A 26,914-nucleotide genomic window follows, 5' to 3' on the forward strand; every position below is an offset into this window, starting at 1 on the left:
GGAGACCACCATTAAGCTGATGCGTCAGCTTGCCTCGCGCATGGCTTCGGCCGCCTGCAGGTCAACCGACACCAGTTGGCTGACGCCTTGCTCGGCCATGGTCACCCCAAACAGCCGGTCCATGCGCGCCATGGTGATCGGGTTGTGTGTGATGATGACGAAGCGCGTTTCGGTGGTTGCGGCCATTTCGTCCATCAGATTGCAGAAACGCTCGACATTGTGGTCGTCGAGCGGCGCGTCGACTTCGTCGAGCACGCAGATCGGCGCCGGGTTGGTCAGGAACACGGCGAAGATCAGCGACATCGCCGTCAACGCCTGCTCGCCGCCGGACAGCAGCGTCATCGTCTGCGGCTTCTTGCCGGGCGGGCGCGCCAGGATCTCGAGCCCCGCTTCGAGCGGATCGTCGGACTCGATCAGTTGCAGCTCGGCGGTGCCGCCACCGAACAGATGCGAAAACAGCCGTTGAAAATGGCCGTTGACCACCTCGAAGGCGGCGAGCAGCCGCTCGCGGCCTTCGCGGTTCAGGCTATGGATCGCCTGCCGCAGCTTGCGGATCGCCTCGATGATGTCGTCGCGCTCGGAGACGATGGTCTCCAGCCGGTCCGACAGTTCCTTCTGCTCCTCCTCGGCGCGCAAATTGACGGCACCGAGCCGTTCGCGTTCGACCTTCAGCCGGTCGAGCTGACGCTCGATCTCGGCCATTTCGGGCATCGGGCTGTCGGATTCGAGGCCGGTGTGGCGGATCACCAGATGCGGCGGCGTGTTCAGCGTTTCCTGGATGCGCGCCTCGACTTCCAGCCGACGCTCGTCGGCGGCGGTCAGCCGCTCTTCGGCGCGAACGCGGGATTCGCGCGCCTCGGCCAGCGACTGGATGGCAGCAGTCGCAGCCTTGTCCAGCTCGGACTGCCGGTTCTCCGCTTCCTGCAAGCGGTCGCCCGCTGCCTTGCGCAGGCTTTCGGCCTCGGCGAGCTGCGACAGCAGGGCGCGCCGCTTGGCGTCAATCTCGTCGGGGGCGTCGGCCAGTTGCTCGCGCTCGGCCTCGGCCTCTGCCTTGCGTTCGCCGAGCGCCGCGATCTGCGTCGAGGCGTTTTCGGCGCGCTCGACCCAGTTGCGCCGTTCAACGCCGATGGCGTCGAGCCGACGCGCACGTGCCTCGGCTTCCCGCCTCAGGCCCTCGTGAACGGCACGCGCATCGGCAAGGGCGGCGCGGTCGCGGGCGACGTTGGCGGCCGACTGCTCGAGCTGCAATTGCAGATCGCCGAGATCGGGCGCGTCCTGCAGCAGCATTTCCGCCTCGACGAATGCCGCCGCCGTTTCCTCATGGCTGTCGACAATGCGTGCGCGCGCCTCGTCAAGTGCTGCACGCCGGCTCGACAGCTCGCCGCCGGCTTTTTCGGCCTCGGCCAGCGTGTTGCGGGCAGCGTCGAGCCAGTGCTGGGCGTCGCGCCCGGCCTGTCGGGCGTTGCGTTCGGCATCGCTCGCCTGGGCAAGCGCCTGTTCGGCCTGGGCAAGGGCTTGTTCAGCTTCGCGCAGGGTGCGCGTGGCATGGACTGCTTCGGCATCGAGCTCGGCCAACCGGTTTTTCTGCGCCAGCCGCTGCGCGGCGGCGGTCGGGGCATCGGCGCTGGCGGTGAAGCCGTCCCAACGCCAGAGCGCGCCTTCGCGGCTGACCAGCCGTTGACCGGGAGCAAGCAGCGTCTGCAGCCGTCTTCCGTCGGCGGCTTCGACAATGCCGATCTGGGCCAGCCTGCGGGCCAGCTGTGCCGGCGCACGCACAACGCTGGCGAGGCTCCTTATGCCTTCGGGCAATGCGGCGTCGGCAGGCTGGATTTCGCTCTGGCCCCAATGTACCGGCGCACTGCGGTCGAGCGGCACGTCGAGATCTTCGCCAAGCGCGGCACCCAGCGCCGTCTCGTAGCCACGCTCGACGCTGATCTGCTCCAGCACCGAGGGAAATAGATCGCCGCTGGCGGCGTTGAGGATCTTGGCCAGCGTGCGGGCCTCGGTTTCGATCCGCGCCAGCTCGGCCTTTGCGTCCTGAACCGGTGGGCGGGCAGCACTTTCGCCTGCACGCGCCTCGGCGACCGCCTGTTCGGCGACAATGGCGGCTGCCTCAGCCTCTTCGAGCAGCGTCAGCGCCTGATCGACCAGCAGCCGCTTCTCGGCGGGATCGGGCAGGCCGGCGACCCTGGAGACGATCTCCGACAGTTCGCGGTCGACATCGGCAAGCTGGCGGGCAAAGCGGTCGCGGCGCTCAGCGGTGTCGCGCAGCGTCCGTTCGATCTGGTTGCGCGAGGCGGCAGCCTCCGCCCGTTCGGCGGTCAGCGCGGTGAGCCTGGCCTCGCTCGAGGCAAGCGTCGATGCCGCCTGCTCGAAAGCCGCGCGAGTGCTGGCCTCGCGCTCGGCGGCGCCGGCGTTTTCGGCGTTGAGCGCGGCTTCTTCGGCGGCGAGGCGTTCGAGGATATCCGCATTGTCGCGGACCATGCGCTCCTCGCGGGCAAGGTCGCCATCGAGCTGTTGCAGTCGGCGGTCGAGCTCAGCCTGGCGGGCGCGGATGCGGCCTGCCTCTTCCTCGATCTGCGCCTTGGCGATCGATAGACGCTGGAAGGCGGCGGCGGCAGCGGCTTCCGCATCGCGCAGGTCCGGCAGCCGGTGGGCGTTGATGCCTTGTTCCCTGGCGGCAGCCATCTGGGCGGCGGCACGGTCACCGACCAGCGCGGTGGCAATCGCCAGCGCCGAACGCGCTTCGCCTTCCTGCGTCTTGGCCAGCGTCCAGCGCAGATGCAGCAGCGTCGCTTCGGCCTTGCGGATGTCGGCCGACAGGTTCTTGAAGCGCGAGGCCTGGCGGGCCTGGCGTTTCAGGCTTTCGATCTGGCTTTCCAGCTCGCCGACGACGTCGTCCAGCCTTTCGAGGTTCTGTTCCGCCGCCTTCAGCCGCAGCTCGGCTTCGTGGCGGCGCGTATGCAGGCCGGAAATTCCGGCCGCCTCTTCCAGCAGCGCGCGGCGCGCCTGCGGCTTTGCCTGGATCAGCTCGCCGATGCGGCCCTGGCCGACCATCGAGGGCGAGCGGGCGCCGGTCGACTGGTCGGCGAACAGCAGCTGAACGTCCTTGGCGCGAGCCTCCTTGCCGTTGATGCGGTAGAGCGAGCCGGCCTCGCGCTCGATGCGGCGCGAGACCTGCAACTCGTCGGCGTCGTTGAAGGCGGACGGCGCGGTGCGGTCGCTATTGTCGAGGAACAGCGTGACTTCGGCGGTGTTGCGGGCCGGACGCGTTCCCGAGCCGGAAAAGATGACGTCGTCCATGCCGGACGCACGCATGTTCTTGTAGGAGCTTTCGCCCATGACCCAGCGCAGCGCCTCGACCAGGTTCGACTTGCCGCAGCCGTTCGGCCCGACGATGCCGGTCAGGCCGCGTTCGATGACGAACTCGCCGGGTTCGACGAAGGATTTGAAGCCGAGGAGGCGAAGGCGCGAGAACTTCATTCGCGCCGGCCCATAGCCAAGTTTCGCAAAACTGTGCCGCGGTTTTGCAAAGAGAACCCGCGGCAAGACAAAGAAGTGCGCACGCCGAAGCTACGCCGCTTCGGCGCTGCCGAAACGTCAGAGCAGAGGGTCGATGATGGCCGACATTTCCGCAATCGACATCGCCCCTTTGTAGGTCTTTCCGTTGATGAAAAAGGTCGGTGTGGAATCGACCTTGAATTCGTCGGCGCCGCGCTTCTGGACGGATCTCACATCGTCCAGAAGTTTCTGGTCCGTCAAGCAGGCCTCGAAGGACTCCTGTGTAAAACCGGCAAGCTTGGCGATTTGCAGCAGTGCGTCCTTGGTATTGTTCACACCAACCCAGTTCGCCTGCTGCCTGAACAGTACGTCGACCATCGGGAAATAGTTGTCCTTGGAGCAGCGCGCCAGCATGAAACCGGCCTCGGCGCTGGGATCGAACGGAAACTCGCGCAGTATGTAACGGGCCTTGCCGGTGTCGATATATTTCGTCTTCAGCTCCGGAAAAGTGGTCTCGGCGAAATGCGCGCAATGCGGGCAGGTCATCGATGCATATTCGACGATGGTGACCTTTGCATCGTCCTTGCCGAGCTGCATGTCGGGCAATGCGCCGGGCTTCAGCAGCGCCGCCATATCGACCGTGCCCTGAGCCTCCGGCGCCGCCGCGGCGGCCGGAGCGGCCGGCTTCGCAGGTTCCGGAGCCGCAGGCTTCACATCCTGCGCCTCGGCTTTCTCGCCCGAGTCGCTGCAGGCGGCAAGCAGCGCCACCGCTGGTATTGCGGCCAGCGAAGTCAAAAGGTTTCTGCGGGACAAGGAACGGATCATACGAATCACCTGGCAATAGTTGGATTTTGCAATGCAAAGTCTACAAAAAGCGAGAGTTGGCGCGAATTAAGGCATTACCGCCCCTATTCCAATCGCCAAATCCGGGCATACCATCACGATAGCGCGAGATCACGGCTTCTTTCGACCGAGAATGGTGGCGCCAAGCCGCTCTAGCGAGGCGCGCAGCCCGCCGTCCTCGATCAAACCAACGGTGCCCGACAGCTTCGCTTTCTCGGCCGCAGTCAGCGGCCGCAAACTGGGTTTCGGCTTGTCCTTGCCCGCCATTACCGGCTTCTGCACGATCCTGATGCGACCTATCGCATTGAAACCGAGGAAGGCATTGACCCGGTTGATGATCTCGCCGGTCTCGTGCTGCAGATGCAGCGCCGCCACACCCTCGCAGGCAATCACCAGCACCGCCGGTTCGAAAGGATCGTCCTCGTGCATGCGGCGCGGCCACTGGATCTTTTCCGGGCGCGAGCGGCCGGCAAGCCGCGGCCCGGCAATTTCTTCCCATGACTGGACCAGTCCGATCGACATACCGGCCCGCTTGCGCAGCACTGGGTCGAGGATCTCGGTTGCGAGATCGCTCACCGGAACGGGATTGCCGAAGGGCCTTTTCCCTGCCATGTGCGTTCTCCAGCTTCAGCACCAATGGATTAGGGCCGACCCTCGATCAATGGCACTGCACGACCAGACCCGCAAGGCCGTATCCGGAGACAATGTCGAGATCGCCTCCCGGCTGCTTGGCTGGTACGACGCGCATCACCGCGACCTGCCCTGGCGCGTTTCGCCGCGCACGCTGGCGGGCGGGGCGCGGCCCGATCCCTATCTGGTCTGGCTTTCCGAGGTGATGCTGCAGCAAACCACGGTCGAGGCGGTAAAATCCTATTTCCGGGCGTTCGTGCAGAAATGGCCAACGGTCCAGGCGCTGGCGGCGGCACCGACCGAAGACGTCATGAAGGCCTGGGCCGGGCTCGGCTATTATTCCCGCGCCCGTAACCTCAAAGCCTGTGCCGATCTCGTCGCGCGGCAAGGCGGCCGCTTTCCGGACAGCGAGTCCGGCTTGAAGGAACTGCCCGGCATCGGCGCCTATACGGCGGCGGCGATCGCAGCGATCGCCTTCGACCGACCAGCCGCGGTCGTCGACGGCAATGTCGAACGGGTCGTCTCACGGCTGTTTTCGATCGCCACGCCGCTGGGCGAAGCCAAGGGCGAGATACGCGGCCAGGTCGAACGCATGGTTCCCCCGACAAGGCCCGGCGACTTCGCGCAGGCGATGATGGACCTGGGCGCGACGATCTGCACGCCGCGCCGGCCCCGCTGCATGCTGTGCCCCGTTCGCGAGGATTGCAGCGCCACAATCTCGGGCGACCCCGAACGCTTTCCGGTCCGCCTGCCCAAGGCCGAAAGACCCCTACGCCGCGGTGCCGCCTTCGTTGCCGTCAGGGGCGACGGCGCCGTGCTTTTGCGAAAGCGCGTCGAAAAGGGCCTGCTCGGCGGCATGACTGAGGTGCCGACGACCGGCTGGACGGCGCGCATAGACGGCGCCACCACGGAAGCGGCAGCCCCGTTCCCCGGCGACTGGCGGCGGGCCGGACGCATCGGCCATGTCTTTACTCATTTTGCGCTTGAACTCTACGTGTTCAAGGCGGACACCGACAGCGTCGCCCCGGCCGGGCATTTCTGGTCGCTGGCGCATGAAATTTCCGGGGAAGCGCTGCCGAGCGTCATGAAAAAGGTAATCGAAGCGGCGATACCGGGCGCGACGAAAAAGCAGCGGCCGCGTTGAAAGAGAGAAGAATGACTGAAATCCGCCACATCGTTTTCGACATCGGCAAAGTGCTGATCCACTATGATCCGGACCTGCCCTTCAGTCGCTTGATCCCCGATCCCGACGAACGGAAATGGTTCTTCGACAATGTCTGCACGCATGATTGGAACATCGAGCAGGATCGCGGCCGCAGTTGGGAAGAGGCCGAAGCGCTGGCGATCGCGCAATATCCCGAGCACGCCGAAAATATCCGCAATTTCCGCCGGCACTGGCACGAGATGGTGCCTCACGCCTATGAGGACAGCGTCGCCATCATGATCGGCCTGATCGACAGCGGCCATGACGTGACGATGCTCACCAATTTCGCTGCGGATACGCTCGCCGAGGCCCGCGAGCGCTTCGATTTCCTCAATCGGCCGCGCGGCGTCACCGTTTCCGGCGACATCCGCCAGATCAAGCCGGATCGCGCCATCTATGACCACCACGTCGCCGCGTTCAGCCTCGAACCGTCAGCGACGCTGTTCATCGACGACAGCCAGAAGAACGTCGACGGCGCCAAGGCGGCGGGCTGGCAGTCGGTGCTGTTCACCGATGCAAGGACGCTCAGGGCGGACCTTGAGCGTCTTGGGATCAAAGTGTGATTTGAATCGGTTCCAGGAGTTGGTTGAGCCTTCGCATTAACCGATCTGTCGCAACTCGGAAGCCGTCAGGCGCCCGCCCGCTCCATGCCTAGCCGAGCAATGCGGCGAAGCTCGTCGATCGGGGTCAGGCCGCCGCTGCGCTCATAATGCCAGAAGGTCCATCCGTTGCAGGCGTCCAGCCCCTGCACCTCGGCGCCGATCTTGTGGATCGACCCGGCACTGTCGCCGGTGGCCAGCGTGCCGTCGGCGCGCACTTTTGCCGCCCAGCGCTTCTTGGCGTCGTAGAGCGTGGCGCCTGGCGCCACCAAGCCATTGTCGAGAAGCGTGACGAATGCGACGCGCGGCTCAGCCCGCTTGCCGGTCAGTACCGTCAAGTTGGCGCCTTCCAGCGGCCGGACCGCATCGATACGTTCCATGGCGGCATCGATATAGGTTTGTTCGCGCTCGATGCCGACGAAGTGGCGGCCAAGCCGCTTGGCCACAGCCCCGGTGGTTCCTGAACCGAAGAACGGGTCGAGCACGATGTCGCCCGGCCTGGTCGATGCCGTCATGATGCGGGCAAGCAACGCTTCCGGCTTCTGCGTCGGATGCAATTTGTCACCATTGTCGTTCTTCAGGCGCTCGCCGCCGGTGCAGATCGGAAACAGCCAGTCCGAGCGCATCTGGACGTCGTCGTTCGATGCCTTCAGCGCCTCGTAGTTGAAAGTGTAGCCCTTGCCCTTCTGGTCGCGCGATGCCCAGATCATCGTCTCATGCGCGTTCTGGAAACGGCGGCCACGGAAATTGGGCATTGGATTGGTCTTGCGCCAGACGACGTCGTTGAGGATCCAGAAGCCCAGGTCCTGCATCTTTGCCCCGACCCTGAAAATATTGTGGTAGGAGCCGATAACCCAGATCGTGCCGTTGGGCTTCAACACACGGCGCGCCGCCAGCAGCCAGGCGCGGGTGAAGGCGTCGTAGGCCTCAAAACTGTCGAACTGGTCCCAATGGTCGTCGACGGCATCGACCTTGGATTGGTCGGGCCGGTGCAGATCGCCATCGAGCTGCAAATTATAGGGCGGATCGGCGAAGATCACGTCGATCGACTTTTCCGGCAGCCGTTCGAGCGCGGCGACGCAGTCGCCCTTCAGGATCGTATCCAGCCACTCGGATTGCTGGGGAGCATCGGAAAGCTCGTCGAGAAGACGCACGGCAGACATTGTGACACCCAAGGCACGCGTTACTGTTTACTGTCCGTTATGGTTACCGATCAGCGTAAATATTCAGTGAAGCAGCCCGCCGAATTTGCGAAGCACGGCCTGTTGGTGTATGCCGCGCCGCCTGAGCCGTTTGGACCAAAGGGCCTCGGCATTCCCCTCATCCCGCTTTCCGGATCACCATGCCTCAGCCAGACCTTGTCATCTTCGATTGCGACGGCGTGCTCGTCGATTCCGAAATCATCGCCGCGCGGATCGATGCCGAGCTGTTGACCTCGGCCGGCTACGAGATATCGGCCGAGGAGATTTCCGAGGTCTATGCCGGGTTGACTTTCAAGGACATCATGATGCGGGTCGAGGAAAAGTCCCGGATCCCGTTCCAGGCCTCGCTGATCGACAAGGAGGAACAGCTGGTCGATCGTCGGCTGCGCAGCGACGTGCGTGCCATCGACGGGGCGCACGAGGCTGTCGCCGCGGTAGCAGTGCCGCGCTGCGTCTGTTCGAATTCGCGTTCGGAGCGAATCGAATTCATGCTGGAGAAGGTGCAGCTTTTGCCGTTCTTTGCCGGCCGTATCTTTTCCTCGCTGGAAACCCCGACCGGGAAATCCAAGCCGGCGCCGGACGTGTTTCGGTTCGCCGCGGAAAAGCTCAAGGCCGATCCTGCGAACACCTTTGTCATCGAGGATTCGGTGCATGGCGTCACCGGCGCCAAGACGGCGGGAATGCGCGTCATCGGCTTCACCGGCGCGGCGCACAGCTATCCCGGCCACGCCGATGCGCTGACCGAGGCCGGCGCGGAAACGGTCATCCGCCGCTGGGCGGAACTGAAAAGCGTGATCGCCGCGCTGTCGGAATGGTCGGCGGACGCCTGAGAGGCCGCCTCCAACCGCCGTGGCGCGAATGCAGCGGCTTAGTTGGTCGCGGCGGCTTTCTTCTTCCTCGGCTTGTCTGTCGCTACTTTCGGAGCGCCCTCGTCATACCCGGCATACGCCTGGTAGTCCTTCGCCGTCGGCTCCGGAACGACGACGTTGGAATCGGTGAAGACGAACTGCGTGGCACTCGAAGGATCAGTAACCTGGACCTGATAGGAGTGAAGCTGCGAATAGAGAACTTCGGTGCCGTGCATCACCGCGATGCGGATCGGCATGGTGATGGTCCCGGGGGTGAACATCGGGCCAGGCACGACCTTGCCGGCGACGGCTATCTTCATCGACAAGGAGCCGTTGGCGCGGCTGCAGTCGCGGGTCACATCGGTGATCGAGGCCTGATAGATGATCTTGGCGGAATCGTCCGGCTGATCGGCGCCAGCCGCGTCCGCTGCCGGCTGGGCGGCTTCCTCGGCGGCAACATCGGTTTTTTTCTTCGGCTTCGGACCGCTCTTGGCGTAGGTATTGAAGAAGGCGGTGCCGTCCCGCAACGTCACTTTCGGGCAATAGGCCTGCAGCTGGCTGGAAAGCACCTTGGGATCGGGTGGCGGTGGCGGTGTTGTATCCTTTTTGCCGAAGCCGAGAATTCCATTGTCGCTCGATTGGCAACCTGCGGCGGCAAGCATAAAGCCGGCGAGCGCCAGACCCGCGACAAAACGACCGTTGAATGAATGAAACGCCATGAACTGCACTTCCCTCTCGCAAAGCCGGTGACGTATATCAACCGCGCGGCAAAAATGCGACTGAGCCTGCGCAGAAATCCACCACCTCGCGGCGGGCGAAAATTCCCGGCAGCAATGGAAACGTGACGATGCAATATGTGAGTACCCGCGGGGAAGCGCCCGCGCTTGGATTTTCCGACGCGGTGCTGGCCGGACTGGCGCGCGACGGCGGGCTCTACCTGCCGAGCGCCTGGCCGCATTTTTCCGCAGCCGAGATCGGCGCCATGCGCGGCCTTGCCTATCCCGATCTTGCCATCCGTGTGCTGTCGCCGTTCCTCGGCGGCGAGATCGCGGCGCCAGTGTTCGAACGGCTGGTGCGCGAAGCCTATGCGACCTTCCGCCATGAGGCCGTCTGCCCGCTGGTGCAGACCGGGCCGAACAGCTTCGTGCTGGAGCTGTTCCACGGCCCGACGCTCGCGTTCAAGGACGTGGCGATGCAGCTTCTTGCGCGGCTGATGGACCATGTGCTGGCCGAGCGCGACCAGCGCGCCACCATTGTCGGTGCCACCTCCGGCGACACCGGAGGGGCCGCCATCGATGCCTTTGCCGGGCGCAACCGCACCGACATCTTCGTGCTTTTCCCGCACGGCCGCGTCTCGCCGGTACAGCAGCGGCAGATGACGACCTCGACCGCCGCAAACGTCCATGCGTTGGCGATCGAAGGCAATTTCGACGACTGCCAGGGCCTGGTAAAGGCCATGTTCAACGACCACGGTTTTCGCGACCGGGTATCGCTGTCCGGCGTCAACTCGATCAACTGGGCCCGCATCATGGCCCAGATCGTCTATTATTTCTCGTCCGGCCTGTCGCTCGGCGCGCCCGACAGGCCGGTTTCCTTCACCGTGCCGACCGGCAATTTCGGCGACATCTTCGCCGGCTATGCCGCCAAGAAGATGGGGCTGCCGATCGAACGGCTGATCATCGCCACCAACGACAACGATATTCTGGCGCGCACGCTGGCGACCGGCGAATACCGCATGAAGGGGGTCTTTTCGACCACGTCGCCCTCGATGGACATCCAGGTGTCTTCGAACTTCGAACGCTTGCTGTTCGAAGCGTCCGGCCGCGATGCCTCGACCGTGCGGCGCTACATGAACGGGCTCAAGCAGTCCGGCGCCTTCACCATCGAGGCCGGCGAAATCGCCAAGATCCGCTCCGAATTCGACGCCGGCCGCGCCACCATGGACGAGGTCGCCGCCACCATCCGCACCACACTTGCGGCGAGCGGCTATCTGCTCGACCCGCATACGGCCGCGGCCGTGCATGTGGCCGCCGGCAAGGCTGCGGGTGAGGTGCCGATGGTGGTGCTGGGCACTGCGCACCCGGCAAAGTTTCCCGCCGCCGTCGAAGCCGCCAGCGGCGTGTCGCCTGCCCTGCCTGCATGGCTAGGCGGGTTGATGAGCGCCGAGGAAAAATACACGGTACTTCCATCCGACCTGAAAATGATGGAAGATTATCTCGGCCGCCACACGCGGGCGGCGCGTTAGGGAGTAATTGCCATATGGGTGTTGAGGTAAGCCGTCTGTCGAACGGCCTGACAGTCGCCACCGAAACCCTTCCAAGCCTCGAATCTGTTGCCCTTGGCGCCTGGGTCAAGTCGGGCGCACGCAACGAGCGTGACGAAGAGCACGGAATGGCGCACTTGCTCGAGCACATGGCTTTCAAGGGCACTAGGCGGCGAAGCGCCTTCGAGATTGCCTCGGAGATCGAGGACGTCGGCGGCGAGATCAATGCCGCCACCAGCGTCGAGACGACTTCCTATTATGCAAGGGTTCTGAGCGACGACGTGCCGCTGGCCGTCGATATCCTTTCCGACATCCTGCAGGAATCCGAATTCGATCCGCAGGAGTTGGAACGAGAGCAGCATGTGATTCTGCAGGAGATCGGCGCCGCGCACGATACGCCCGACGACGTCGTTTTCGATCACTTTACCGAGACCGCCTTCCGCCACCAGACTATCGGCCGCTCGATTCTTGGCACGCCGGAAACCGTCAAATCCTTCACTTCGAAGCAGCTGCACGACTTCATCGAACGACAGTACGGCGCCGAGAACATGGTGATGGTGGCGGCCGGCGATATCAAGCACGACGATTTCGTGCGGGAGGTCGAAAAGCGTCTCGGCAGCTTCCGCGGCAAGGCCGACGGCACCGTCCCGCAATATGCGCAATATGTCGGCGGCGATTTTCGCGAGGACCGCGACCTGATGGACGCGCAGATCGTGCTGGGTTTCGAGGGCCGCGCCTATCACGTCCGCGATTTCTATGCCTCCCAGGTCCTGTCGATGATCCTGGGCGGCGGCATGTCGTCGCGACTTTTCCAGGAAGTCCGCGAAAAACGCGGCCTGTGCTATTCGGTCTATGCCTTCCATTGGGGTTTTTCCGACACCGGCGTCTTCGGGGTCCATGCGGCGACCGGACAAAGCGATATTGCCGAGCTGGTGCCTGTGATCATCGACGAGCTGCAAAAGGCCGGTGAAAACATCCTGCAGGAGGAGCTCGACCGGGCGCGTGCCCAATACCGCGCCGGGCTGATCATGTCGGCCGAGAGCCCGGCCAGCCGCGCCTCGCAGATCGCCAGGCAGTTGCTTCTGTTCGGCAGGCCGATCGCCAAGGAAGAGCTGATGGAGCGGCTGGCGGCGTTGACTGTCGAGCGGCTGACGGATCTGTCGTCCCGGCTTTTTTCGACCAAGCCGACGCTTACAGCCGTCGGGCCGGTGGGTACGCTCGCGCCCTATGAGGCCATCCTCGATTCGCTTTCGGGCACGCAGACCACTGCCCGTAAGCTTGCCGTCTAAGCCTATTCGAGCGTCGTGTTCGCGCTCCCTTTCTTTCGCCGCGACCTGCCGGCACTGAAGGGCGAGCTTGTCACGCTGCGCGTACCGCTGACCAACGACTATCGCGAGTGGTCGGTGCTGCGCAGTGAAAGCCGCGCTTTTCTTGAGCCGTGGGAGCCGCGATGGACCCCTGACGAACTCGACCGCACGGCGTGGCGGCATCGTATCGGGCGCTACCGCGAGGACTACGCGCAGGGGACGGCGATCGCCTTCTTCATCTTCGAGAAAAGCAGCGGCAAGCTGGCCGGCGGTATCACCCTCGGCAATATCCGCCACGGGGTCGCCCAAAGCGGCCATATCGGCTACTGGATCGGCGAGCGCTTCAGCGGACGCGGGCTGATGACCGATGCCGTCAAAGTGGTGACGCGTTTCGCCTTCGAAACGCTGCGATTGCACCGGATCGAAGCTGCCTGTATCCCCGATAACGCCCGGTCGATCCGCGTGCTTGAAAAAGCCGGATTCCGGCGCGAAGGACTGCTACGATCTTATCTCAGGATCAACGGCATCTGGCAGGACCATTACCTATACGCCCGAATCGCGGACGATCCGCCGGGCGTTGGAACAAAGGGCTGATTTTGACGAATTTTCTGCGCAACGGGTCGCTGCTTGCCTTTATGCTGGCGGCAATCGTCACGCTCTGCGCGGCGTCCTCGGCCTTTGCCGTAGAACCGATCAAGATCGCCCGCGACGACGTTGCGCTCGATCTTTCGGGGGCCGTCTTGATCTACCGGAACCAGGGCGAGAATTTTCAGGTGTCGACCGCGCCAGGCCCGGACGGCATCGTGCGGCGCATCGAGGTCGAGGCAAATGATGCGCGCTCGACCGGTGACTGGGCGGTGTTCGCGCTCGCTAATACCACCGACCAGCAGCTCGACAGGCTGATTGTCGCACCGCATTTCCGGCTGGTGAATTCCGGCCTGTTCTGGCCGGATCTCGGCTCGACCCGTATCGCCGCGATCACGCCCAGCGAAGGCTTTGCGCTCGACCGCCAGACCAGCCCCGACGCCGACGTGTTCCGGGTCACACTGAACCCGGGAACGGTGATTACCTTCATCGCCGAGCTCGCCTCGCCCAAGCTGCCGCAGGTCTATCTGTGGGACCCTGAATCCTACAAGGACTCGGTCAATTCCTACACGCTGTTTCGTGGCATCGTCATCGGCATCGCCGGCCTACTGGCGCTGTTCCTGACCATTCTTTTCGTCGTCAAGGGGACCTCGATGTTCCCAGCAACGGCGGCCCTAGCGTGGGCGGTGCTTGCCTATATCTGCGTCGATTTCGGCTTTCTCAACAAGATCATAGAAATCTCACCGGGCAATGAGCAGATGTGGCGCGCCGGAACGGAGGTGGCGCTTGCGGCGACCTTCGTGGTGTTCCTGTTTGCCTATCTCAACCTCAACCGGTGGCACGGCCATTTCAGCTACGGCGCACTGGTCTGGATTCTCGGGCTGGTGCTGATCGCCGGTGTCGCCATCATCGATCCGGCGGTTGCCGCCGGCATTGCCAGGCTGTCCTTCGCCGCCACCGCGCTGACCGGGCTCGGCCTGATCATCTTCCTCGGTATCCGCGGTTACGACCGCGCGATCATGTTGGTGCCCAGTTGGGTGATGGTTCTGCTGTGGCTATGCGGATCGTGGATGGCAATCACCGGCATGCTGGACAACGATATCGCTCAGCCGGCGCTGGGCGGTGGGCTGATCCTCATCATCCTGCTGATCGGCTTCACCGTGATGCAGCACGCTTTTGCCGGCGGCGCGCTGCATCAGGGCCTGTTCTCCGACCTTGAGCGGCAGGCGCTGGCGGTTGCCGGATCGGGCGATACTGTGTGGGACTGGGACGTGCTGCGCGACCGCGTCGTCACTCGTCCCGACGTCAGCATTCAGCTCGGTCTTGCCCCCAACAGTCTCGGCGGGCCCGCCCGCAACTGGCTGCCGGTGCTGCATGCCGACGACCGCGACACGTTTCGCACGACGCTCGACGTGGTGCTCGAGCACCGGCGCGGCCGGGTGTCGCAAAACTTCCGCCTGCGCGGCGCCGACGGGCACTATCACTGGTTTTCGCTGCGCGCCCGGCCGGTGATCGGCTCGGACGGCGAGGTCATCCGCTGCGTCGGCACCATGGTCGACGTGACGGAGCAGAAGAAGTCCGAGGAACGGCTGCTGCATGACGCCGTACATGACAATCTCACCGGCCTGCCCAACCGCGAGTTGTTCATGAACCGGCTGGAGGCGATCATTTCGATCGCCCGCACCGAAGAGAAGGTGCGCCCGACCGTCTTCGTCATCGACATCGACCGCTTCAAGCAGGTCAATGACGGGCTCGGCATCTCGGCCGGCGATACCATCCTTTTGACCATCGCGCGGCGGCTGCACCGGCTGCTCAAGCCGAAGGATTCGCTGTCGCGCTTTGCCGGCGACCAGTTCGCGCTGATGCTTTTGTCGGAGCAGGATCCGGCTCGCATCGCGGGCATTGCCGATGCCATCAAGCACGCCATCAACAACCCGATCACCTTCGCCAAGCGCGAGATCGTGCTGACCGCCTCGATCGGGCTGATCACCTGGACCGCCACGCAGACCTCAGCCGAGGACATGGTCAAGGATGCCGAGCTTGCCATGCATCAGGCCAAGCGCTTCGGCGGCGACCGGATCGAGCCATTCCGTCCCGCCTTCCGCACCGTCGGCACCGACCGGCTGCAGTTCGAGTCCGATCTGCGCCGCGCCATCGAACGACGCGAATTCACGCTTGCCTACCAGCCGATCGTGCGGCTGGAGGACGGCAGCGTCGCAGGCTTCGAAGCGCTGCTGCGCTGGGACCATCCGCGTCGCGGCATGATCCCGCCGGCTGATTTCATTCCGGTCGCCGAAAACTGCGGCCTGATCGTGCAGCTTGGGCTGTTCGCCATGCAACAGGCTGCCGAAGACCTGGCGGGATGGCAAAAGCAGATCGGCGATGCGCCGCTGTCGGTCTCGGTCAATCTGTCCAGCCGTCAGCTCATCCGCCGCGACCTGGTCAGCGACGTCCGCTCGGTGATCGCGCGAGCCAACCTGAAACCGCGCTGCTTCCGGCTCGAACTCACCGAATCGCTGGTGATGGACAATCCCGAGCAGACCGCCCATGTGCTGACCAAGCTGAAGCAGCTTGGCATCGGCCTGTCGCTGGATGATTTCGGCACCGGCTATTCATCGCTGGCCTATCTGACGCGCTTTCCGTTCGACACTATCAAGATCGACAAGAGCTTCGTCGACGACGCGACGCCGAAACGTGCGGTGCTGCTCAAATCCATGGTCAACATGGCGCATGAACTCGGCCTGTCGGTTGTCGCCGAAGGCATTTCGGACGAGAGCGATGCGCTCGAGTTGCGGCAGATGGGCTGCGAATACGTGCAGAGCTTCATGTTCGGCGCGCCGATGCCGGGCGACCAGGTGCTGAAGACGCTGAAGGAACAGTATCCGTTGACCCAAGCGTGACAAGTTTCAGGACGTAATGAGGTTCAGGCGTGACCGGCAGCCAGGCTGAGATGCGCGAGATCGATGCCGATCGAGGCGAGGATCCGGTCATATTTGCGATCGATGTCGGCGTCGAACAGAAGCTCGGCACTTGCCGGGCAAGTCAGCCAGCCATTCTCGACGATCTCGTTTTCAAGCTGGCCCGCACCCCAGCCGGCATAGCCGAGCGCCATCAGCGCCCGCCGGGGTCCGCGGCCGGAGGAGATCGCGCGCAATATGTCGACGGTCGCGGTCAGACAGACATCGTCGGACACGGCGAGCGAGGATTCCACCCGGTAGTCGCCCGAATGCAGAACGAAGCCGCGGCTGCGATCCACCGGTCCGCCATTGCGCACGACGAAGTCGCGCGCCGGCGGCGGCAGGCGAATTGCCTCCAGCTCGTTCATGATGCCGAGTTGCACGAGCAGGTCCGGAAACAGCATCTGCTGCGTCTGGTTGATGATCAGCCCCATCGCGCCTTCGTCGCTGTGCGCGCAAATGTAGATGACGGAGCGTGTGAAGCGGTCGTCCTTCATGCCGGGCATGGCAATCAGGAACTGATCGTCGAGAAAGCCGGGTCCTGCGGCCGTCCTTTTATGGCGCAACAAATCCATGGCCACAGCGTAACGCGTTTCCGGGGCGTCGAAAAGATGGGCGGCGCCCGATTTGATCAGGCTCAAAAGCCGAAGGTCACGCAAATATGATGCCGGCGGCGTCATGAAATCATTGTGTGGCCATCAACAGACGATCAAATCATCGCCATGCAAAGCTTGAAAATCCTGCTGCTTAGCGTGGCCATTGGATCGGCGACCGGCCTCCCCGCCTCAGCCTCCTCATCGGCCTGGTACAATAGCGAAGGCGGCAGGGTGCGGCTGGTGACGAGCGGCAAGGCCGACGAGGCCGGGCGTCTCCAGGGCGTCCTTGACATTGCGCTGAAGCCCGGCTGGAAGACCTATTGGCGCGATCCGGGCGATGCGGGCGTGCCGCCACAGATCGACGTCTCGGCCAGCACCAACATTGCCGACGCGACGCTTTCGTTTCCGCCGCCGCAGCGCCATGACGACGGCTATGGCAAATGGGCCGGCTACGACCACCCGGTTTCGTTGCCGGTGACGTTCACGCTTGCCGCGCCCGGCCAGCCGGCCGTCATCGATGCGGACATTTTCCTCGGCATCTGCGAAACCATCTGCATCCCGGTGCAGACAAGGCTGACCGTCGATCCCGGCGCCGATCCGGACAACGCCGGGGACGCGGCACTGGTCAAGGCAGGCCTTGCCACCCTGCCCGCCACGGCAACGCCCGATTTCGGCATAAACGTACTGCCGGGCGACCACGAAACGCTGATTGTCGAAGCGAGCTTTCCGGGCAGCCCCGAGGGCGCCGACCTCTTCGTTGCCGGCGAACGCGACTACATGTTCGGTGCCCCGGCACGCAGCGAAAAGGATGGCAAGCTGATCTTTACGGTGCCGATCCTCGACAGGCCGTCGACAACGCCAACCGATGGCGGCCTGCACTACACACTGACAAGTGCCGCAGGCGCGGTCGAAGGCCTGTTGCCATTCCCGTGATGCCAACGTCTGGACGGTTGCCGGGCGCGCCTTAATTCGCTATCGCAAGGACACTCCCTTCCATTTCCAAGCGAGGACCATCATGACGATCTCCGTTGGCGACAAACTGCCCGATGCGACCTTCAAGACAATGACCGCCGACGGTGCAAAGCCGATAACGACGGGCGAGCTATTCTCAGGAAAGAAGGTCGTGCTGTTTGGCGTTCCAGGCGCCTTCACGCCGACCTGCAGCAACAATCATCTGCCCGGCTATCTGGACAATTACAACGCCATCCTGGCGCGCGGCGTCGACACTATCGCCGTCGTCTCGGTCAACGATGTTCACGTCATGGGGGCCTGGGCCCGCTTCAGCGGCGGTGAAGGCAAAATCCTTTATCTTGCCGATGGCAATGGCGATTTCGCCAAATCGGTCGGCCTCGACGCCGACCTCTCCGGCGGCGGCATGGGGCTACGCTCGAAGCGTTTTTCGATGATCGTCGATGACGGCAAGGTCACCGCGCTCAATGTCGAGACAAAGCCCGGCGTCGACGAATCCGGCGCTGCTCACATTCTCGGACAGCTTTCCGTCTTGGCGACAGCATAGGCCAGGGACGGCGGCGGTCGCCTTCGAGCGCTGCGCGTCGAAAGGATGCTGCCTTTGCATCGGCGCATGATCCTTCCGAAAGCCGACCCGGTTTTCAGGGCCATGCGTCGGCCCTTTGGGACTGCTTGCTTTTGGGGACCTCGATTATGTCTGACATCGTCTGGCGCAGCGTCGCGATCGGCATCGGCGCAACCGCGCTTATGGATGTCTGGGCGATTTTCCTGAGCAAGGTGTTTGCTCAACCGCGGCCGAACTGGGGGCTGGTCGGCCGCTGGGTCTGGCATCTCAGGGAAGGCAAGGTCTTCCATGACGACATTGGCGAGGCCTCGCCCTACCCGCATGAATCAGTACTTGGCTGGGCCTTTCATTATGCTGTCGGCATCGTCTACGGCGTCATACTGGTCGTGCTGGCCGGAACGGCCTGGCTCACCGCGCCGACCTTCCTGCCGGCTTTTATGCTCGGCATCATCACCGTCGGCGCCGGGTGGTTTCTGCTGGCGCCCGGCATGGGCGCCGGCTGGGCCGCTTCGAAGCGGCCCAATCCGATGCAGGTCCGCGCCCTCAATCTTGTGTCGCATACGGTGTTTGCCATCGGACTGTTCGGCACCGCCCTTCTGATCCGCTGACACGCCAGTTCAACCGGATCAATAACTCTGGGTCGAGCGCCGAACCTTCTTGGCCGCCGATTGCCTGGACTGGGTGCCTTCCTTCGGCGGCACGGACGCGAGCACGGGTTTCGCCGACTTCGTCTTGAATGGCGCCATGCCGAGCCGCGCCAATTCGTCGGCGCGCTCGTTCTCAGGATGGCCGGCATGGCCCTTGACCCAATGCCAGGTGACCTGGTGGCGGTTGCGCGCAGCGTCGAGCTGCTGCCACAGCTCGGCATTCTTCACCGGCTGCCTGGCGGCCGTCTTCCAGCCGTTGCGCTTCCAGCCGTCGATCCAGCTGAAAATACCGTCCTTGACATAGTTGCTGTCGGTATAAAGATCGACGGCGCAGGGCTCCTTGAGCGCATTGAGCGCCGAGATGGCCGCCAACAACTCCATGCGGTTGTTGGTGGTCAGAGCCTCGCCACCATGGAGCTCCTTGATTGCGCCGTTGAAGCGCAGGATTGCGCCCCAGCCGCCAGGCCCCGGATTGCCCGAACAGGCACCATCGGTGAAGATTTCAACGCGCTTGGTCATGTCAGTCCATATTCGGAAGGAGAGTTGATCGCCCGGTGGAAGCGCATCCGGCGGATATACTCGGTCGGGTCGCGTTTCATCACCAGCCCGCCGTCCGGGACCGTCAGCCAGTCGTAGAGCCGGGTCAGCATGAAGCGCAGCGCCGAGCCGCGCGCCAGCATCGGCAGCGCAGCTTTCTCGTCACTGCTCAACGGCCGCACGCTTTGGTAGCCGGCAAGCAGTGCCGTGCCCTTGGTCAGATTGAAGGAAAAATCCTTCTCGAAGCACCAGGCGTTCAGGCACGTGGCAACGTCATAGGCGTAGAGGTCGTTGCAGGCGAAATAGAAGTCGATCAGCCCGGACAGTTTCTCGCCGAGGAAGAACACATTGTCCGGGAAAAGATCGGCATGGATGATGCCTTGCGGCAGACCGTTCGGCCAGTTCCGCTCGAAATCGGCGAAATCGGCATCGACCTCGGCCGCCAGTCCCGGCTCGACCTCGTCGGCGCGGGCGCGGGCGGCATTCCACAGCTTGCGCCAGCCATCGATGGCAAGGGCGTTGGGGCGGGTCATCGGAAAATCCGCGCCGGCGAGATGCAGTGCCGCCAGCGCCTTGCCGACCTCGCCGCAATGCGCAGCCGTCGGCCGCCGCAGCGACAGGCCTTCGAGAAAGGTGATGATGACCGCCGGCCGGCCGGCAAGTGTTCCGATCACACCGCCATCATGTGCGGTGACCGGGAGTGGGCACGAAATGCCCTTTCTGGCGAGGTGGGCCATAAGGCCGAGAAAGAACGGCAGGTCAGCCTTGTCGACGCGCTTCTCGTAAAGCGTCAGTATGTAGGAGCCGCTGCTGGTGTGCAGCAGAAAATTCGAGTTTTCGGTGCCTTCGGCGATGCCCTTGTAGGACAAGAGGTCGCCGACCGGATAGTTCCTGAGGAATGCGCCGAGATCGCCCTCGTTGACGTCGGTGTAGACCGCCATCGTTGCTACGCGGCCCCGTTGACGAAGGCCATGTCGGCAGCCGTCAGTTCGACATCGCGCAACACCCGCATCACCGGAAAGTCCTCCGTCTCCGTCGCCGTCACGGCCAGCTCGATGGTCACGTCGAAGCGCTGCCTGAACGCATCGACGATCTCGTCGACGATGATCTCCGGCGCCGAGGCGCCCGCCGACAGGCCGAGCGTCGAAATGCCGGCAATCTCATTCCACGGAATTTCGGAGGCGCGCTGCACGAGAAGCGACATCGAGGCGCCGGCGCGCTCGGCCACTTCGACCAGGCGCCGCGAGTTGGAGGAGTTAGGTGCGCCGACAACCAGGAAGAGATCGGCGCCGGCCGCTGTTTCCTTGACCGCTTCCTGGCGATTGGTGGTGGCGTAACAGATCGATTCCGCCGCCGGCGCGTGCAGCTCGGGAAAACGCTGCTGCAGGGCGCGGATGATACCGGCGGTGTCCTCGACCGACAGCGTCGTCTGGGTGACGAAGCCGAGCGCTTGCGGGTCTGCGGGCACGAAGCTTGCGGCGTCGGCCTCGGTCTCGATCAGAGTGACCGCGCCGTCCGGCAACTGGCCCATTGTGCCGATCACCTCCGGATGCCCGGCATGGCCGATCAAGAGCACGTGGCGGCCAAGCCGCTGATGGCGCATCGCCTGCTTATGGACTTTCGAAACCAGCGGGCAAGTCGCATCGAGATAGAACAGGTTGCGGGACTGGGCGTCGGCCGGCACCGATTTCGGCACGCCATGCGCCGAAAAGACGACCGGGCTCTGGCGATGCTCGGGCGGGATCTCGGAGAGCTCCTCGATGAACACCGCGCCGAGGCTTTGCAGCCCTTCGACGACGTAGCGGTTGTGCACGATCTCGTGGCGGACATAAACCGGCGCACCGTATTTCTTCAGCGCCAGCACGACGATCTGGATGGCACGGTCAACGCCCGCACAGAAACCGCGGGGCTGGCAGAGCCGGATGGTCAGCGACGGCTTGGTCTGAAGCATGATTGTATCTTACGCTGATTGTAGGCCGGTTGATCGGACTATGACTTCTGAGCTCAAGGCGCGAAATGAGGTGCGCGGCCCTGCCCTGTCAAGGGTAGTGGCGGCGATCATTGGTCTTTCGCCGGGCGGCGGAGCCAGGAGATCAGGACGCCGGCAAGGGCGGCGGCAAGGCCGTACCAGGTTATCGCATATTGCAGATGGCTGTTCGGCAGGTCGATGACGGTGACACCGCCAACTGGCAGCCCGCCGGGGTTGGGCGTGGCGTTCGCATCGATGAAGATCGGCACCAGCGCCGCACCTGTCGGCAGGCCGGCGCTCGAGGCCATCGCGTCACGATCTTTCCAGTAGAAGATATTCTTCTGCGGATCATTGTCGGGAAGCATCATCGAGGGCTTGGCCGGCAGCGGGTTGCGGGCGAGCCCCGTCACCGTCATTTTGCCCGTTACCTGCCCCTGCGGCCGCTTGCCTGGATCCTTGAAATCGTAAGGCACGAAGCCGCGGTTGATCAGCACGAAACGGCCATCGTCGAGCTGTAGCGGCGTGAAGACGTCGAAACCGGACTGGCCTTCCCAGGTGGCGAGGAAATGCCGCTCGCCTCGATGCAGGAAAATGCCGGTCACTATCACCGGCGTGTAGTCCACGTCGCCGGCGGCAGCAAACCGCTTTTCGAGCTCGGCCAATGGCACAGGCGCCGAATGCGTGCGCTGGTCGATCGTCTGGAGAAGGCCCTCTTTCCAGTGCAGGCGCTGAAGCTGCCAGGTGCCGAGCGCCAGCAGGATCAAAAACACGACGATACCCAGGCCGAGCGCCAATGCGCGCTTGGGCCACGACCGGCCGGCCACCGAACCTGATGCCTCGCTCATTCGCCGCGGTCCAGCCGGCCCTCGGCCGCCTTGTTGCGGTATTGCAGCGTCAGCAGCACGCCCTTGATCAGCCGGAGCGCCGCCAGGCAAAGCACCAGCGTCAGCGGAATCCACAGCAGCAGATGCAGCCAAAGCGGTGGATTGAGCGTCACCTCCATCCACAACGCCAGGCCGACGACGATGAAGCCGATGATCAGGATAACGAACACCGCCGGCCCGTCACCAGCATCGGCGAAAGAATAATCGAGGCCGCAATTGCTGCAGCGATTGCCGACCGTGAGGAACCCGGAGAACAGCTTGCCCTCGCCACAGCGGGGGCAGCGGCCATGCAAGCCGGCCGAGATCGGATCGATTGGTGGCCAGATCGCCTTGTCGTCGCTCATGGGATCATCCTAGGAGCATTTGCCGCAAAAGATAAGGCGGCCACGTCGCCGCAGCCGCCTTGTCGATTTCCTCAGTTCGATCTCAGTGCGGTTCGATCATCGCGCCGTTCGATGCCCAGACGTAGATCGAGGCAAACAGGAACAGCCACACCACGTCCACGAAGTGCCAGTACCAGGCGGCGGCCTCGAAGCCGAAATGCTGCTTGGGCGTGAAATCGCCCTTTATGGCGCGGATCAGGCAGACCAACAGGAAGATCGTGCCGATGATGACGTGGAAACCATGGAAGCCGGTCGCCATGAAGAAGGTGGCGCCGTAGATCGAATCCCTGAAGCCGAACGGCGCGTGCATGTACTCGTAGGCCTGCACCATCGTGAACAGCATGCCGAGGCCGACGGTCAGCACCAAGCCATTGATCAGGCCCTTGCGGTCGCCGTGGATGAGCGAGTGGTGCGCCCAGGTCACCGTGGTACCCGACAGAAGCAGGATGACGGTGTTGTAGAGCGGCAGATGGAAAGGGTCGAGAACTTCGAGGCCCTTGGGTGGCCAGACGCCGCCGGTGAAGGCAGTACGGGCGTATTGATGGACCTCGCCCGGAAACAGGCTGGCGTCGAAGAAGGCCCAGAACCAGGCGACGAAGAACATCACCTCGGAGGCGATGAACATGATCATGCCGTAGCGCAGATGCAGCGACACGACACGGGTGTGGTGTCCCTCATGCGCTTCCTTGATCGTATCCGACCACCAGGCGAACATCGTGTAGATGACGATCAGCAGGCCGATGAAGAACAGCCATGGATTGGCGACATTGAAACCGAAGATCGGGAAATCGCCGCCCTTGAGGTATTGCATGTAACAGACGCCGCCGAACGCGGTCACCAGCGCCCCGACGGAGCCCAGGAACGGCCACGGGCTCGGGTCGACGAGGTGGTAGTCATGTTGTGGTTTTGCGTGTGCGTCTGCCATATCAACCCCCGAGGCTTGCTTCGGTATCTGAAATCTTGTTGCGGCGGCCGTCGGCCGGCACCGATGATGCGACCGGCTTGGTCTTGTCGACCGGGAACATCGTGTAGGACAGGGTAATCGTCGTCAGATCCTTCAATTCCGGCGCGTTGACGATGTCGGGATCGACATAGAAGACGACCGGCATGTCCAGTGTCTCGCCCGGCTTCAGCGTCGTGTCGGTGAAGCAGAAACACTCGACCTTGTTGAAGTAAGGTCCGGCCAGTTCCGGCTGCACGTTGAAGGTGGCACGTCCAGTGATGGGACGGTTGAATTTGTTGGTCGCGCTGAAATGCGCCTCGGCGGTTTCGCCGATCTTGATGGTGATCGAGCGGGCGACCGGCTGGAATTGCCAGGGAACGCCGGCGGTGTTGGCGTCGAAGCGGATGGTGATGTCGCGATCGAGCACCCGATCGGCATATTGCTGGGTCGCCCGTTTGACGGTGCCGCCGTAGCCTGTCGCCTGGCAGAACATCGCGTAGAGCGGCACCGCGGCGTAGGCCATGCCGATCATGCCGCCGAAGAACGCGATGCAGACGCCGGCGACGACACGGTTCGTATTCTTCTTCTTAGGATCGGTGACTGTTTGCCTGGTCATTGTGAGCTCACATCGAGCCGGGGAAACTGTGACCAAATTTCACGATGGTCGCGACGTAGAATATGACGACCAGCGCCGCCAGCGCGAAACCGATTGCGGCCGAGCGATTGCGGCGGGCCTTCTGCTGACGTTCGGTCAACGTGACCAGTTCAAGCTTCTTTTCGGCCATGCTCATGCTCCACCAATGGTCAGCGCGCGCGCGACGACACAATCGCCAAGGTAGGCGGCGAAGATGGCGAAGAGATAGAGCAGCGAATAGCCGAACAAGGCCTTGGCCGGCTTCATCGCCCGGTCGTCATCGGCCATTTGCAGCACCTTCCACGCATACCAGACGAAGCCGGCGCCGAGCAGCAGTGCAACGATGCCATAGACCGGCGTGGTGAAGCCGAGAACCCAGGGCAGCACGCCAACCGGCGCGAGGACCAGCGCATAGGCAAAGATCTGGCGTCTGGTCGAGGCCTGGCCGGCGACATTCGGCATCATCGGAATGCCTGCCTTGGCGTAGTCCTCCGACTTGAACAGCGCGAGCGCCCAGAAATGTGGCGGCGTCCACAGGAAGATGACCAGGAACAGCACCAAGCTTTCGAGGCTGACCGATCCGGTTACCGCCGCCCAGCCTATGACCGGCGGAATGGCACCGGCAGCCCCGCCGATGACGATGTTCTGCGGCGTCCAGCGCTTCAGCCACATCGTATAGATGACGGCATAGAAAAAGATCGTGAAGGCCAGAAGCGATGCTGCCAACCAGTTGACCAGCACGCCGAGCGTCATCACCGACAGAACCGACAGCACCAGCCCGAAACTCAATGCCTCGCCTGGCCGGATACGGCCGGCCGGCACGGGACGGCCGGCGGTGCGCGTCATCACCGCATCGATGTCTGCGTCATACCACATGTTGAGCGCACCGGAGGCGCCGGCGCCGATGGCGATAGCCAGGATCGCGATCACCGCCAGCAGCGGATTGATGGTCACCGGAGCGGCGACCATGCCGACAAACGCAGTGAACACCACCAGCGACATGACGCGCGGCTTCAGCAGGGCGAAGAAATCGCCCGCCGTCGCTTCCGACATGCGGAAGCCCGGCTCGTCAATCAGTCTGTCTTCGGCAAGGGCCATGCGTATTTAAAGTCCATCATTCCGTTGGCCAAAACCGCCGGCCGGCCGGCGGTTCCGTATTAAAGGAGGCAACCGCCTACTTGATCTTCGGCAACTGTTCCCACTGGTGGAACGGCGGCGGCGAAGGCAGCTGCCATTCCAGCGTGGTCGCACCCTCGCCCCAAGGATTGGCGCCGGCGACCCGCTTCTTCTGGAACGCCTCGAAGACGCCGAACAGGAAGATGACGACGCCGACAGCCGAGATGTACGAGCCGTAGGACGACACCATATTCCAGCCGGCGAAGGCATCCGGATAGTCGATATAGCGACGCGGCATACCGGAAAGGCCGAGGAAGTGCTGCGGGAAAAAGACCAGGTTGACGCCGACGAAAGTGACCCAGAAGTGGGTGTTGGCGATCACCGGCGAATACATGTAGCCGGTCATTTTCGGGAACCAGTAGTACCAGCCGGCGAAGATGGCGAAGACCGCGCCCAGCGACAGCACGTAGTGGAAGTGCGCGACCACGAAATAGGTATCGTGCAGCGGGCGGTCGAGGCCGGCATTGGCCAACTGCACACCGGTGACGCCGCCAACAGTGAACAGGAAGATGAAGCCGATCGCCCACAGCATCGGGGTCTTGAGCGAAATCGACCCGCCCCACATAGTGGCGATCCACGAGAAGATCTTCACACCCGTCGGCACCGCGATGACCATGGTGGCGAAGACGAAATAGCGCTGGGTATCGAGCGACAGGCCCGTCGTGTACATGTGGTGGGCCCAGACGATGAAGCCCACCGCGCCGATGGCAACCATCGCATAGGCCATGCCGAGATAGCCAAACACCGGCTTCCTCGAAAAGGTCGAGATGATATGGCTGATGATACCGAAACCCGGCAGGATCAGAATGTAGACCTCCGGATGGCCGAAGAACCAGAACAGGTGCTGGAACAGGATCGGATCACCGCCACCGTCCGGGGCGAAGAAGGTGGTGCCGAAATTGCGGTCGGTCAACAGCATGGTGATGCCGCCGGCCAACACCGGAAGCGACAGAAGCAGCAGGAAGGCGGTAATCAGCACAGACCAGGCGAAAAGCGGCATCTTGTGCATGGTCATGCCGGGCGCGCGCATGTTGAAGATGGTGGTGATGAAGTTGATGGCGCCAAGAATCGAGGAGGCGCCGGCGATGTGGATTGACAGGATCGCCAGGTCCATGGCCGGTCCGGGCTGGCCCGATGTCGACAATGGCGGATAAAGCGTCCAGCCGCCGCCGACGCCGTAGGCGCCGGGCGCACTCGGGACGAAGGCCGAGAAAATCAGCAGGATGAAAGCCGGCGGCAGCAGCCAGAACGAGACGTTGTTCATGCGCGGGAAGGCCATATCCGGCGCGCCGATCATGATCGGCACCATCCAGTTGGCAAAGCCGCCGATCAGCGCCGGCATCACCATGAAGAAGATCATGATCAGCGCATGCGCGGTGGTGAAAGCATTGTACATGCTCTTGCCCCCGTCGATGGCGGCGTCGCCATTCATGCCGTAGACCATCTGCGCCAGGCCAGTGAATATCTGGATGCCCGGCTCCTGCAATTCCATGCGCATGACGACCGACAAGGCGCCACCGATGCAGCCCGCCATGATCGCGAAGATCAGATAAAGCGTGCCGATGTCCTTGTGGTTGGTCGAATACACCCACCGGACCCAGCCATGATACGGCTTGTGGTCGTGGTCGTCGTGAGCTGCAGCGTGCGCCATGGTCGGCTCCGTTCCCTGAAT

Annotated in this window: 26 protein-coding genes; 10 read left to right on the top strand and 16 right to left on the bottom strand. The window is 63.3% G+C overall.

Annotated elements, in window-relative coordinates; genetic code table 11:
- Positions 1-24: 24 nt before the first annotated feature.
- The 3 genes from smc to NKJ55_RS10710 all read right to left on the bottom strand — a co-directional run bounded on the left by smc (position 25) and on the right by NKJ55_RS10710 (position 4,956).
- The gene (gene smc / locus NKJ55_RS10700; protein ID WP_352449866.1) at positions 25-3,483 is read right to left on the bottom strand and encodes a chromosome segregation protein SMC; all 3,459 of its coding nucleotides are present in this window, start codon (positions 3,481-3,483) and stop codon (positions 25-27) included.
- Between the two features lie 117 nt (positions 3,484-3,600).
- Positions 3,601-4,326: a DsbA family protein gene (locus NKJ55_RS10705; protein WP_023674158.1), complete on the bottom strand. Its 726-nt coding sequence runs from the start codon at positions 4,324-4,326 to the stop codon at positions 3,601-3,603.
- 129 nt (positions 4,327-4,455) lie between these two features.
- Positions 4,456-4,956, bottom strand: coding sequence for a DUF721 domain-containing protein (locus NKJ55_RS10710; RefSeq protein WP_352449867.1), 501 nt, complete (start codon positions 4,954-4,956; stop codon positions 4,456-4,458).
- Positions 4,957-5,005: 49 nt separating this feature from the next.
- Between NKJ55_RS10710 and mutY the strand changes: the two genes are divergently transcribed.
- Positions 5,006-6,118 carry an A/G-specific adenine glycosylase gene (mutY, locus tag NKJ55_RS10715; RefSeq protein ID WP_352449868.1) on the top strand — a complete coding sequence of 371 codons (1,113 nt, stop codon included), beginning with the start codon at positions 5,006-5,008 and terminating at the stop codon, positions 6,116-6,118.
- Between the two features lie 11 nt (positions 6,119-6,129).
- A complete protein-coding gene (locus NKJ55_RS10720) occupies positions 6,130-6,741 on the top strand; it encodes an HAD family hydrolase (protein ID WP_352449869.1) in 612 nt (203 codons plus the stop codon).
- 65 nt (positions 6,742-6,806) lie between these two features.
- Here the strand turns inward: NKJ55_RS10720 and NKJ55_RS10725 are convergent, their stop codons facing one another.
- Positions 6,807-7,940 (bottom strand): site-specific DNA-methyltransferase, encoded by a 1,134-nt coding sequence (locus NKJ55_RS10725; protein ID WP_352449870.1) that lies wholly within the window; start codon positions 7,938-7,940, stop codon positions 6,807-6,809.
- A 179-nt stretch (positions 7,941-8,119) separates the two neighbouring features.
- On the opposite strand from NKJ55_RS10725, the gene NKJ55_RS10730 reads away from it, so the two are divergent.
- The gene (locus tag NKJ55_RS10730; protein ID WP_023674153.1) at positions 8,120-8,809 is read left to right on the top strand and encodes an HAD family hydrolase; all 690 of its coding nucleotides are present in this window, start codon (positions 8,120-8,122) and stop codon (positions 8,807-8,809) included.
- A 38-nt stretch (positions 8,810-8,847) separates the two neighbouring features.
- Here NKJ55_RS10730 and NKJ55_RS10735 read toward each other — a convergent pair whose 3' ends face one another.
- Entirely contained in the window at positions 8,848-9,546 is a 699-nt protein-coding gene (locus tag NKJ55_RS10735; RefSeq protein WP_023674152.1) for a hypothetical protein, read from the bottom strand.
- A 128-nt stretch (positions 9,547-9,674) separates the two neighbouring features.
- On the opposite strand from NKJ55_RS10735, the gene thrC reads away from it, so the two are divergent.
- From thrC to NKJ55_RS10755, 4 genes are read left to right on the top strand one after another with little or no spacing between them, the layout of a single operon-like run.
- Positions 9,675-11,072 carry a threonine synthase gene (gene thrC / locus NKJ55_RS10740; RefSeq protein ID WP_352449871.1) on the top strand — a complete coding sequence of 466 codons (1,398 nt, stop codon included), beginning with the start codon at positions 9,675-9,677 and terminating at the stop codon, positions 11,070-11,072.
- Positions 11,073-11,086: 14 nt separating this feature from the next.
- Entirely contained in the window at positions 11,087-12,379 is a 1,293-nt protein-coding gene (locus NKJ55_RS10745) for a M16 family metallopeptidase (protein WP_352449872.1), read from the top strand.
- 15 nt (positions 12,380-12,394) lie between these two features.
- Positions 12,395-12,991, top strand: coding sequence for a GNAT family N-acetyltransferase (locus tag NKJ55_RS10750; RefSeq protein ID WP_352449873.1), 597 nt, complete (start codon positions 12,395-12,397; stop codon positions 12,989-12,991).
- A 2-nt stretch (positions 12,992-12,993) separates the two neighbouring features.
- Positions 12,994-15,882: an EAL domain-containing protein gene (locus tag NKJ55_RS10755; protein WP_352449874.1), complete on the top strand. Its 2,889-nt coding sequence runs from the start codon at positions 12,994-12,996 to the stop codon at positions 15,880-15,882.
- A gap of 23 nt (positions 15,883-15,905) precedes the next feature.
- On the opposite strand, the gene NKJ55_RS10760 is transcribed toward NKJ55_RS10755, so the two are convergent.
- Positions 15,906-16,514, bottom strand: coding sequence for a YqgE/AlgH family protein (locus NKJ55_RS10760; protein WP_031211061.1), 609 nt, complete (start codon positions 16,512-16,514; stop codon positions 15,906-15,908).
- Between the two features lie 147 nt (positions 16,515-16,661).
- On the opposite strand from NKJ55_RS10760, the gene NKJ55_RS10765 reads away from it, so the two are divergent.
- From NKJ55_RS10765 to NKJ55_RS10775, 3 genes are all read left to right on the top strand, one after another.
- Entirely contained in the window at positions 16,662-17,468 is an 807-nt protein-coding gene (locus NKJ55_RS10765) for a protein-disulfide reductase DsbD domain-containing protein (RefSeq protein ID WP_352449875.1), read from the top strand.
- Positions 17,469-17,550: 82 nt separating this feature from the next.
- Positions 17,551-18,051 (top strand): peroxiredoxin, encoded by a 501-nt coding sequence (locus NKJ55_RS10770; protein WP_352449876.1) that lies wholly within the window; start codon positions 17,551-17,553, stop codon positions 18,049-18,051.
- Positions 18,052-18,197: 146 nt separating this feature from the next.
- Positions 18,198-18,677: a DUF2938 domain-containing protein gene (locus NKJ55_RS10775; protein ID WP_352449877.1), complete on the top strand. Its 480-nt coding sequence runs from the start codon at positions 18,198-18,200 to the stop codon at positions 18,675-18,677.
- An 18-nt stretch (positions 18,678-18,695) separates the two neighbouring features.
- On the opposite strand, the gene rnhA is transcribed toward NKJ55_RS10775, so the two are convergent.
- From rnhA to ctaD, 10 genes are all read right to left on the bottom strand, one after another.
- On the bottom strand, positions 18,696-19,235 hold the full coding sequence (gene rnhA / locus NKJ55_RS10780) for a ribonuclease HI (RefSeq protein ID WP_352449878.1): 540 nt from the start codon (positions 19,233-19,235) through the stop codon (positions 18,696-18,698).
- Positions 19,232-20,194, bottom strand: a complete 963-nt coding sequence (locus tag NKJ55_RS10785; protein ID WP_352449879.1) for a homoserine kinase — start codon at positions 20,192-20,194, stop codon at positions 19,232-19,234. Before NKJ55_RS10785 ends, rnhA begins: the two co-directional genes overlap by 4 nt.
- A 5-nt stretch (positions 20,195-20,199) precedes the next feature.
- On the bottom strand, positions 20,200-21,204 hold the full coding sequence (gene ispH / locus NKJ55_RS10790) for a 4-hydroxy-3-methylbut-2-enyl diphosphate reductase (RefSeq protein WP_352449880.1): 1,005 nt from the start codon (positions 21,202-21,204) through the stop codon (positions 20,200-20,202).
- A gap of 107 nt (positions 21,205-21,311) precedes the next feature.
- A complete protein-coding gene (locus tag NKJ55_RS10795) occupies positions 21,312-22,067 on the bottom strand; it encodes an SURF1 family protein (RefSeq protein WP_352449881.1) in 756 nt (251 codons plus the stop codon).
- On the bottom strand, positions 22,064-22,450 hold the full coding sequence (locus NKJ55_RS10800) for a DUF983 domain-containing protein (protein WP_352449882.1): 387 nt from the start codon (positions 22,448-22,450) through the stop codon (positions 22,064-22,066). The genes NKJ55_RS10795 and NKJ55_RS10800 overlap by 4 nt, the downstream gene beginning before the upstream one ends.
- Positions 22,451-22,532: 82 nt before the next feature.
- On the bottom strand, positions 22,533-23,414 hold the full coding sequence (locus NKJ55_RS10805) for a cytochrome c oxidase subunit 3 (protein ID WP_352449883.1): 882 nt from the start codon (positions 23,412-23,414) through the stop codon (positions 22,533-22,535).
- Position 23,415: 1 nt separating this feature from the next.
- Positions 23,416-24,048, bottom strand: coding sequence for a cytochrome c oxidase assembly protein (locus tag NKJ55_RS10810; RefSeq protein WP_352449884.1), 633 nt, complete (start codon positions 24,046-24,048; stop codon positions 23,416-23,418).
- A gap of 7 nt (positions 24,049-24,055) precedes the next feature.
- The gene (locus tag NKJ55_RS10815; protein ID WP_023674135.1) at positions 24,056-24,223 is read right to left on the bottom strand and encodes a cytochrome c oxidase system small membrane protein; all 168 of its coding nucleotides are present in this window, start codon (positions 24,221-24,223) and stop codon (positions 24,056-24,058) included.
- A complete protein-coding gene (locus NKJ55_RS10820; RefSeq protein WP_352449885.1) occupies positions 24,220-25,164 on the bottom strand; it encodes a heme o synthase in 945 nt (314 codons plus the stop codon). The genes NKJ55_RS10815 and NKJ55_RS10820 overlap by 4 nt, the downstream gene beginning before the upstream one ends.
- A gap of 76 nt (positions 25,165-25,240) precedes the next feature.
- The gene (gene ctaD, locus NKJ55_RS10825) at positions 25,241-26,893 is read right to left on the bottom strand and encodes a cytochrome c oxidase subunit I (RefSeq protein ID WP_031211058.1); all 1,653 of its coding nucleotides are present in this window, start codon (positions 26,891-26,893) and stop codon (positions 25,241-25,243) included.
- Positions 26,894-26,914: the final 21 nt, after the last annotated feature.

It is taken from the genome of Mesorhizobium sp. M0106 (genome assembly GCF_040322715.1).
Classification (GTDB): Bacteria; Pseudomonadota; Alphaproteobacteria; order Rhizobiales; family Rhizobiaceae; genus Mesorhizobium.

Excerpts from the sequence above, each read along its gene's own strand:
- NKJ55_RS10785 (WP_352449879.1), bottom strand. The coding sequence starts at position 20,194 with ATGGCGGTCTACACCGACGTCAACGAGGGCGATCTCGGCGCATTCCTC.
- NKJ55_RS10820 (WP_352449885.1), bottom strand. The coding sequence starts at position 25,164 with ATGGCCCTTGCCGAAGACAGACTGATTGACGAGCCGGGCTTCCGCATG.
- NKJ55_RS10730 (WP_023674153.1), top strand. The coding sequence starts at position 8,120 with ATGCCTCAGCCAGACCTTGTCATCTTCGATTGCGACGGCGTGCTCGTC.
- NKJ55_RS10745 (WP_352449872.1), top strand. The coding sequence starts at position 11,087 with ATGGGTGTTGAGGTAAGCCGTCTGTCGAACGGCCTGACAGTCGCCACC.
- ispH (WP_352449880.1), bottom strand. The coding sequence starts at position 21,204 with ATGCTTCAGACCAAGCCGTCGCTGACCATCCGGCTCTGCCAGCCCCGC.
- NKJ55_RS10710 (WP_352449867.1), bottom strand. The coding sequence starts at position 4,956 with ATGGCAGGGAAAAGGCCCTTCGGCAATCCCGTTCCGGTGAGCGATCTC.
- smc (WP_352449866.1), bottom strand. The coding sequence starts at position 3,483 with ATGAAGTTCTCGCGCCTTCGCCTCCTCGGCTTCAAATCCTTCGTCGAA.
- thrC (WP_352449871.1), top strand. The coding sequence starts at position 9,675 with ATGCAATATGTGAGTACCCGCGGGGAAGCGCCCGCGCTTGGATTTTCC.
- NKJ55_RS10770 (WP_352449876.1), top strand. The coding sequence starts at position 17,551 with ATGACGATCTCCGTTGGCGACAAACTGCCCGATGCGACCTTCAAGACA.
- NKJ55_RS10720 (WP_352449869.1), top strand. The coding sequence starts at position 6,130 with ATGACTGAAATCCGCCACATCGTTTTCGACATCGGCAAAGTGCTGATC.
- NKJ55_RS10705 (WP_023674158.1), bottom strand. The coding sequence starts at position 4,326 with ATGATCCGTTCCTTGTCCCGCAGAAACCTTTTGACTTCGCTGGCCGCA.
- ctaD (WP_031211058.1), bottom strand. The coding sequence starts at position 26,893 with ATGGCGCACGCTGCAGCTCACGACGACCACGACCACAAGCCGTATCAT.
- NKJ55_RS10800 (WP_352449882.1), bottom strand. The coding sequence starts at position 22,450 with ATGAGCGACGACAAGGCGATCTGGCCACCAATCGATCCGATCTCGGCC.
- NKJ55_RS10795 (WP_352449881.1), bottom strand. The coding sequence starts at position 22,067 with ATGAGCGAGGCATCAGGTTCGGTGGCCGGCCGGTCGTGGCCCAAGCGC.
- NKJ55_RS10765 (WP_352449875.1), top strand. The coding sequence starts at position 16,662 with ATGCAAAGCTTGAAAATCCTGCTGCTTAGCGTGGCCATTGGATCGGCG.
- rnhA (WP_352449878.1), bottom strand. The coding sequence starts at position 19,235 with ATGACCAAGCGCGTTGAAATCTTCACCGATGGTGCCTGTTCGGGCAAT.
- mutY (WP_352449868.1), top strand. The coding sequence starts at position 5,006 with ATGGCACTGCACGACCAGACCCGCAAGGCCGTATCCGGAGACAATGTC.
- NKJ55_RS10810 (WP_352449884.1), bottom strand. The coding sequence starts at position 24,048 with ATGACCAGGCAAACAGTCACCGATCCTAAGAAGAAGAATACGAACCGT.
- NKJ55_RS10725 (WP_352449870.1), bottom strand. The coding sequence starts at position 7,940 with ATGTCTGCCGTGCGTCTTCTCGACGAGCTTTCCGATGCTCCCCAGCAA.
- NKJ55_RS10815 (WP_023674135.1), bottom strand. The coding sequence starts at position 24,223 with ATGAGCATGGCCGAAAAGAAGCTTGAACTGGTCACGTTGACCGAACGT.
- NKJ55_RS10760 (WP_031211061.1), bottom strand. The coding sequence starts at position 16,514 with ATGGATTTGTTGCGCCATAAAAGGACGGCCGCAGGACCCGGCTTTCTC.
- NKJ55_RS10735 (WP_023674152.1), bottom strand. The coding sequence starts at position 9,546 with ATGGCGTTTCATTCATTCAACGGTCGTTTTGTCGCGGGTCTGGCGCTC.
- NKJ55_RS10805 (WP_352449883.1), bottom strand. The coding sequence starts at position 23,414 with ATGGCAGACGCACACGCAAAACCACAACATGACTACCACCTCGTCGAC.
- NKJ55_RS10775 (WP_352449877.1), top strand. The coding sequence starts at position 18,198 with ATGTCTGACATCGTCTGGCGCAGCGTCGCGATCGGCATCGGCGCAACC.